We start from the raw sequence: 7,106 nt of genomic DNA, 5'->3' as shown, positions 1-7,106 counted from the left end.
CGCCTGCTGGATGGCCCGCCCGAGGCCCCACGCATCCGCGAAACCTGGAGCGAAGCCGAAATCCTCCGGGCCGCCGCCCGCCTGTTCGAGGCCCCCCTCGCCCGCCACCTGCGCCTCGACAGCCACGACGCCTACTACTACGCCCGCCACGCCGAAGCCATGAACGGTGCCCAGCCCCGCCGCCTGCCCGCCCTGCGCCTGGACTTCGCCGACGCCAACCGCACCCGCCTCTATATCGACCTCCACAGCGGCGACGTCGAACAAACCCTCTCCCGCAGCCAGCGCGTGAGCCGCTGGCTGTTCTACTTCCTTCACAGCTGGGACCTCCCCGCCCTGCTGGCGCTGGGCAGCCTGCGCGACGCCACGCTGATCCTGCTCAGCCTGGGCGGACTGGCGCTGGCGGCGAGCGGCACGGTGATCGGCTGGCGGCGCTTGCGGCGCGGCGGCCGGCGCGGGAAGGGCGAACACGCCCCGCCCCAGGCGCGGCGCAGCGTGCAAGGCCCGTCCAGCTGAATGCCGGGGCGGCAGGCCACCGTCCGTGCCATCAAAGCGCCTTGGCAGCCTTGCCGAACTCCCGCGCCGCCGCTGCTGTCAGCCCCTGCTCGGGAATCCGCTCGGCTTCGACGGCGGTGGCATCGAGCAAGGCATGCCGCGTCAGCGTTCCCTGGCGAACCTGAGCACCTCCTTGCGCAGGGCGGCCCCATCCTCACGGGTGAAGTAGTGGTTGCGGGCATCGATGTACTTCACCAGCGTCTTGCCCTTGTTGGTGATCTGGTACTCGATCCATTCCGCCACGTCTTCCTCGCTGCAGTGGGCTTTCACCGTCAGCGAAATATGCCCTTTGCCGCGCAGGCAGGATTCGATGCTGAGCATGTAGCTGTTGCAGGCCGCGCTGGCGGCGACGAGGTTCCGCTTTTCGGTGGCGCCGCCCAGGCAATCCGCGATCAGGTGGTTCCATTCCTCGTGGTCGCCGCGGAAAGCCGCGCCTTTCACATGCGCGACACCGCGCCCGGAGGCCGCGTGCGCGCTCTGCCCCATGACGGTGTTGGCATTGAGCCGCAGCGCGCTATTGCGAACGGAGTCGGTCACGACCTTGAGGCAGGCCGGGTCAACCGCCACCGCTTTGAGATTGCGCTGGCCATCGTCGAAGGATTGTCCGTCCGAAGCGGTGTAGCGCATGCTGGGTTTGAATGCGCTTCCCGGCACATACAGCAAACCATCGTCGCCCAGTTCGAAGGCTTCCAGCTCGTCGAAATCCGGGTTCTCCGCCGCGTTCCAGGCGTAGAGCGGGTCATTGCTGATCTGGGCGCGCTTGTACTCCTGCTCGGCCTTGCGCTGCGCCTTTTGCCGCAGTTCATGTTCCTTGAGCATGGCCGAACGCACCGGCCGATTCAGGCTCGCGCTCGCGATGTGGGGAAGTTCGACTCTTTCCTTCAGGTTGCCGGAGGACATGGGACGGTGCTTCAGCACCCGGGCCAAACGCCGGACTGCAGCCGAGCAACGCGGGCAGGTGTATGTACTGGAGTCTTTCTCCTCGGTGTAGAACTGGTGATCCTTGTGATCCACGCATTGCAGTTTCTGGTACATGTTCCGGTCCCATCGGTTAGCGGCGCGGCGCCGCCGCAAGGAAGCGGGGCGGGGCCAAGCCGGACGGCCTGCTCCCGGGAGCGTCCCTGCTCCCCAACGCGCGCGGTGGCGCACGGATGCCCATTCAATCCCATCAGCATCACAAGAACGTCACACACCAGTCGGCACTGGCTCTCGCCCCGGCCCTGCGCCTGCCGTCCCCGAAAAGAAAAAACCCCGGCAGCCGCGAGGCCGCCGGGGCAAATACGCCAGTGGAGAGGGAGATAGCGTTTCAGTTATGGCCGTAGTCGCGCCGGGCGGCCTCGGCGCTGATGCGGCCTTCGGCAAGGTCGGCGGCGATCCGGGCCGGGTCGCGCTCGGCCACCGGGCCGAGGCCGCCGCCGCCGGGCAGTTCCAGCACCAGGCGGTCGCCGGCCGGGATCTGCTGGCGGCCCTTGGCGCGCATGGCGGTGCCGGAGGCGAGGCTCACCACGCCGGCGGCGCCGGGCGCGCCGCCGCTGCGGCCCAGCGCCGGGTGGTCGACGCGCTCGAACATCGCCAGCACCTCGAAGGGGCTGCCGTCGCGGGTGGCGACTTCCACCGTCTGGCCGAGGCCACCGCGCTGGCGGCCGGGGCCGCCGCTGTCGGCGCGCAGTTCCTTGCGCCAGATGACGATGGGCGCCGCCGATTCGGTGACTTCCACCGGCATCGCCCGCACGCCGCTGGGGAAGGCGGTGCCGGAGAGGCCGTCCTGCCGCGCCCGGGCGCCGGCCCCGCCGCTGTTGAAGAACACGGTGTCGAAGCCGGCGCCGTCGGGCAATTTGCCGCGCAGCTGCACGCTCCACAGGCAGGAGGAACCTTCGGCCGGGGCGCGGCCGGGCAGGGCCTGGTCGAGGCAGCCCAGCACCACGTCCGGCAGCATCTGGCCGATGACGTGGCGGGCGGCGACCGGCGCCGGCCGCTGCACATTGAGGATGGAACCGAGCGGTGCATCCACCACGAAGGGCGCCAGCGCGCCGTGGTTGTTGGGCACGTCCGGCGCGACCACGCATTTGAGGCCGAACACGGTGTAGGCGCGACAGTAGTTGAGCACCACGTTGATACCGTAGGGCACGGCGGCGTCGGTGCCGGCGTAATCGACGCGGATGCAGTCTTCCTCGATGGTGAGCGAGGCGCGCAGGGTGATGGGGCGGTCGTAGCCGTCTATGGTCATCGCGTTGTGCCAGGTGCCGCGCGGCAGCCGGGCGATGCGGGCGCGGGTGGCGGCGCCGGACTGGGCGATGATGTAGTCGCCCAGCCCGTCCAGCCCCTCCAGCGCGAATTCCTGCAGCATTTCCCGCACCCGGCGGGCGCCGGCCTCGTTGCTGGCGATGTAGGACATCACGTCGCCCTCCACCTGCAGCGGGGTGCGCACGTTCTGGCGCAGGATCTCCATCAGGTCGGCATTCACCCGGCCGCGCGAGGCCAGCTTGAGCAGCGGGATCTGCAGCCCTTCCTCGAAGATGGAGCGGCCGTCCGGCCCCTGGCCGAGGCCGCCGATGTCGAGCTGGTGGCAGCAGCAACCGATGAGCCCGGCGACGCGGCCATTGGCGAAGATGGGGCTGACCACGGTGATGTCGTGCAGGTGGCCAGCGGTGAGCCAGGGGTCGTTGGTGATGTAGTGGTCGCCCTCCTCCATCTCCGCCACCGGGAAGCGGGCGAGGAAGTGGCGCACGCCGGCGGCCATGCTGTTCACATGGCCGGGGGTGCCGGTGACGGCCTCGGCCACCAGCCGGCCTTGGGTGTCGAACACCGCGGCGGAGAGGTCGCCGGCGTCGCGCACGGTGGTGGAGAAGGCGGTGCGCATCAGCGCCTGGGCGGCTTCTTCCACCACCGAGATGAGGCGGGTCCACATCACCTGCAGGCGCAGGTCCTGGATGGCGTCGTTCATGCGCGGGCTCCGGCGGTTTCGCCCTGGCGGCGCAGGACGAGGTAGTGGTTGGCATCCACGGTGGCGCCGAAGGCCGGCGACACCACGGTGGTGGTTTCTTCCTCGACGATGAGCGCCGGGCCGGCGACGTGGTCGCCAGGGCGCAGGCCGGCGCGGCGCACCAGGGCGAAGTCGTGCACCTGGCCGCTGGCCGGGTCCATCACCTTGCGCCAGCTGTCCGGCGTCACCACGCGCTCCGGCGCGAGGCCGGGCACGGCCACCGGCTGCGGGGCCGGCGCGGCGACAGTGAGCCGCCAGGTGAGGATTTCCACCGGCAGCGCCACCACCACGCCGCCGTACTGGGCGCGGTAGGCGGCCTCGAAGGCGGCGAGCAGGCCGGCGCGGTCGGCCTCGGTGAGCGGCCGCGCGGGAACGTCGATGGCGATCTCGTAGCCCTGGCCGCAGTAGCGGGCGTAGGCCACCCGCTGCTCGACCAGCGCCGCCGGATCACCACCGCCGGCGCTGACCACCTCCCGCGCCTGCGCGCCCATCTCCGCCAGCATGGCGTTGACCGCCTCCAGGTCGAGCGCGGCGATGCGCTGGTGCAGGCTGCGCGACAGCTCGTAGGCCACCGGCGCGCGCAGGAAGCCCACCGCCGAGCCGACGCCGGCGCTGCGCGGAATCACCACTTCGGCGATGCCCAGCTTCTCGGCGATGCGCGCCGCATGCAGCGGCGCGGCGCCGCCGAAGGCGACCAGGCTGCGGTCTTCCACCGTGGCGCCCTGCTCCATCGCATGCACCCGCACCGCGCTGGCCATGGCCTCGTCCACGATCTCGCTGATGCCCAGCGCCAGCACCTGCGGGCCGGCCTCCCAGGCGCGCACCTGGTCCATCGCGGTGGCGGCGGCGGTTTCGTCCAGGCGCAGCTTGCCGCCGGCGAAGGCGGTGGGGTCGATGCGGCCGAGCACGAGATCGGCGTCGGTCACCGTCGGCTTGGCGCCGCCGCGGCCGTAGCACGCCGGGCCGGGTTCGGAGCTGGCGCTCTGCGGGCCGACGGTGAGCCGGCCGGTACCATCCAGGCGGGCAATGGAGCCGCCACCGGCGCCGATCTCCACCATCTCGATCACCGGGATGCGCAGCGGCAGGCCGCTGCCCTTGCGGAAGCGGTGGGCGCGGTCCACCTCGAACACCTGCGAGGTCTTGGGCCGGCCCTGGTCGACGAAGCAGATCTTGGCGGTGGTGCCGCCGACGTCCAGCGCCAGCATGCGGTCGATGCCGCGCTCGGCGGCGATGCTGGCGGCGAAGATGGCGCCGCCGGCCGGGCCGGATTCCACCAGCCGCACCGGGAAGCGCGCAGCGGTTTGCACCGTGGTGAGGCCGCCGGAGGAGAGCATGAGGAACAGCGCGCAGTCGAAGCCGCCGGCGCGCAGCTTGGCGTCCAGCCGGCCGAGGTAGCTGGCGACGATGGGCTGCACGTAGGCGTTGGCGGCGGTGGTGGAGAAGCGCTCGTATTCGCGCATCTCCGGCGACACCTCGCAGGACAGCGACACGGTGACGCCGGGCATGGCCTCGGCCAGGATCTCGCCGGCGCGGCGCTCATGCGCCGGGTTGGCATAGCTGTGCAGGAAGGCCACCGCCACGCTCTCCACGCCGGCGGCGAGGAAGTCGCGCGCCACCGCGCGCACCGCGTCTTCGTCCAGCGCCAGCAGCACTTCGCCGCCGGCGGCGATGCGCTCCGGCACGCCGCGCCGCAGCGGCCGCGGGATCAGCGGCGCCGGCGCATCCATGGTGATGTCGTACTGGTCGAAGCGGCTCTCGGTGCCCAGCTCCAGCACGTCGCGGAAGCCCGCGGTGGTGAGCAGCGCGGTGCGCGCGCCGCGGCGTTCGAGGATGGCGTTGGTGGCCAGCGTGGTGCCGTGCACGATGAAGCCGACGTCAGCCGGCGCCAGCCCGGCCTGGGCAAGCAGCGCGGCGACGCCGTCGAGCAGGCCGCGCTCGGGCGCGTCGTAGGTGGTGAGCACCTTGATGGAGTAGCGCCGGCTCGGGGTTTCGAGCACGACGTCGGTGAAGGTGCCGCCGATGTCGGCGCCGATGCGCGCCGTTTTGTCGTTGGGGGTCACGGCTGGATTCGCTGTTGTTGTGGTGGGGTCTCTGTGGGGTCGGGGCGCGGGCGGGCGGAGCTATCGAAGCGGCTGGCGGAGTGGCTCTGCCGTTCGCTCCGAGCGCGGTCGAAGGGCATTCGGGGCGCGGTCCTCGCTCGACCCGGCAGCGGGTCTGTCGAAGGACTCGCCCCGGGTGCTCGCGCTGTCGGCAAGCGCCGCTTCAGTACGCCGCTGGACGCGGTAGCCGGGCTCAGCGGTCCAGCTCGCGCGGGTCCTTCTCCAGCGTGGTGTAGAAGCGCTTCAGGTGATCGCCCACCACCGCGCCTTCGTAGTTGGCCTTGCCGTCGATGGCGACGAACTCCGGCAGCGGGCGTACCTCGGCCTGCTTGTCCGGGTTGAGGAAGAAGGGAATGGAGAAGCGCTCGCGCTTGGATTTGTTGCGCACGCGGTGGTAGTTGGAGAGGTAACGGCCGTTGGACCACCACATCATCATGTCGCCGACATTGATGGTGTAGGCGCCGGGAATCGGCGGCGCCGAGATCCAGCTGCCGTCGCGGCGCTTCACCTCCAGGCCGCCGATGTTGTCCTGGGCGAGGATGGTGAGCGGGCCTTCGTCGGTGTGCGACACGGTGTTGGAGACTTCCACCTCGACATCGTCCGGCAGCGGGATGTAGTACAGCAGGCTCAACTGGCACAGCGGCTTGTCGAAATAGCCGTCGAAACGGTTCTCCGGCAGGCCGAGGCCGAGGGCGAAGGCGCGCAGCAGGTCGCGCGACAGCGCCAGCATGGCGTCGTAGTATGCGCTGCAGGCGGCCTGGAACTCCGGCAGCTGCGCCGGCCAGCGGTTGGGGGCGTAGAACAGGCGGTCATCGCCCTGCAGCGGGCCGTCGCCGCCGAACTCGGCCTGGATGCGGTACTGCTCGAACAGCCGGCTGCTGCGCGACATCGGCTCGCTGTGCGGCATCGGGATCCAGCCGCGGTAACGCTCCGGCGTGGCCGCCACTTCGCGGCGGGTGGCGATGGGCTGGTGGAAGAATGCCGCCGACTGTTCGAATACCTTCTTCAGCTTCTCGTCCGGCACGCCGTGGCCGCTGAGGTAGAAGAAGCCGATCTCGCGGCAGGCGTCGGCGATGGCGGTGGCCACCGTCAGCCGGCCCACCATGCCGCCCTCGCGGAAGGGGGTGAAATCGATCACCGGGATTTCCTCGAGGGGCACCGCCTTGGCGATCACCAGATCCTCGTCACTCTTGCTGCTACGGCTCATTTCGCATCGACCTCGAAAGGGATAGGGACGGACGCCACGCAAGGCGCCGCCGGGGCATGTCGTTCCGGTACCGGGGTACCGCCGATAAAAAGACTAGCCCGGCCAGCGCAAGGCGGGAGATGCCTTTTCTGCGTCGACGCGATGCGAAACCGACACCGTGGAAAGGCGGGCAAACGCTTCCGCGGAGAGAGGTGAATCGCTAATCTGGATTCGTCGCCCCGGGGTGGGATGGGGCGGATGATTTGATGGCGGGGCAGGCGTGTTT

Annotated in this window: 4 protein-coding genes and 1 pseudogene; 1 reads left to right on the top strand and 4 read right to left on the bottom strand. The window is 70.4% G+C overall.

What is annotated here, in order from left to right:
• Window positions 1-513, top strand: a pseudogene (locus GRF61_RS22510) (hypothetical protein); the annotation flags it as partial.
• A gap of 141 nt (window positions 514-654) precedes the next feature.
• On the opposite strand, the gene GRF61_RS22505 reads toward GRF61_RS22510, so the two are convergent.
• The 4 genes from GRF61_RS22505 to GRF61_RS22490 all read right to left on the bottom strand — a co-directional run bounded on the left by GRF61_RS22505 (window position 655) and on the right by GRF61_RS22490 (window position 6,841).
• Window positions 655-1,587 (bottom strand): hypothetical protein, encoded by a 933-nt coding sequence (locus GRF61_RS22505; RefSeq protein ID WP_169152857.1) that lies wholly within the window; start codon window positions 1,585-1,587, stop codon window positions 655-657.
• Between the two features lie 271 nt (window positions 1,588-1,858).
• Window positions 1,859-3,496 (bottom strand): hydantoinase B/oxoprolinase family protein, encoded by a 1,638-nt coding sequence (locus GRF61_RS22500; RefSeq protein ID WP_169152856.1) that lies wholly within the window; start codon window positions 3,494-3,496, stop codon window positions 1,859-1,861.
• A complete protein-coding gene (locus tag GRF61_RS25135; RefSeq protein ID WP_169152855.1) occupies window positions 3,493-5,595 on the bottom strand; it encodes a hydantoinase/oxoprolinase family protein in 2,103 nt (700 codons plus the stop codon). Before GRF61_RS25135 ends, GRF61_RS22500 begins: the two co-directional genes overlap by 4 nt.
• A gap of 232 nt (window positions 5,596-5,827) precedes the next feature.
• On the bottom strand, window positions 5,828-6,841 hold the full coding sequence (locus GRF61_RS22490; protein WP_169152854.1) for an isopenicillin N synthase family oxygenase: 1,014 nt from the start codon (window positions 6,839-6,841) through the stop codon (window positions 5,828-5,830).
• Window positions 6,842-7,106 lie beyond the last annotated feature (265 nt).

This window comes from Azoarcus sp. TTM-91 (genome assembly GCF_012911025.1).
GTDB lineage: Bacteria > Pseudomonadota > Gammaproteobacteria > Burkholderiales > Rhodocyclaceae > Azoarcus.
The sequence above is the reverse complement of the archived record's forward strand: the minus strand, read 5'-3'. Positions and strand labels throughout refer to the sequence as shown.

What these genes read in the sequence shown, in the direction of transcription:
- GRF61_RS22505 (WP_169152857.1), bottom strand. Translation starts at nt 1,587, where the DNA reads ATGTACCAGAAACTGCAATGCGTGGATCACAAGGATCACCAGTTCTAC.
- GRF61_RS22500 (WP_169152856.1), bottom strand. Translation starts at nt 3,496, where the DNA reads ATGAACGACGCCATCCAGGACCTGCGCCTGCAGGTGATGTGGACCCGC.
- GRF61_RS22490 (WP_169152854.1), bottom strand. Translation starts at nt 6,841, where the DNA reads ATGAGCCGTAGCAGCAAGAGTGACGAGGATCTGGTGATCGCCAAGGCG.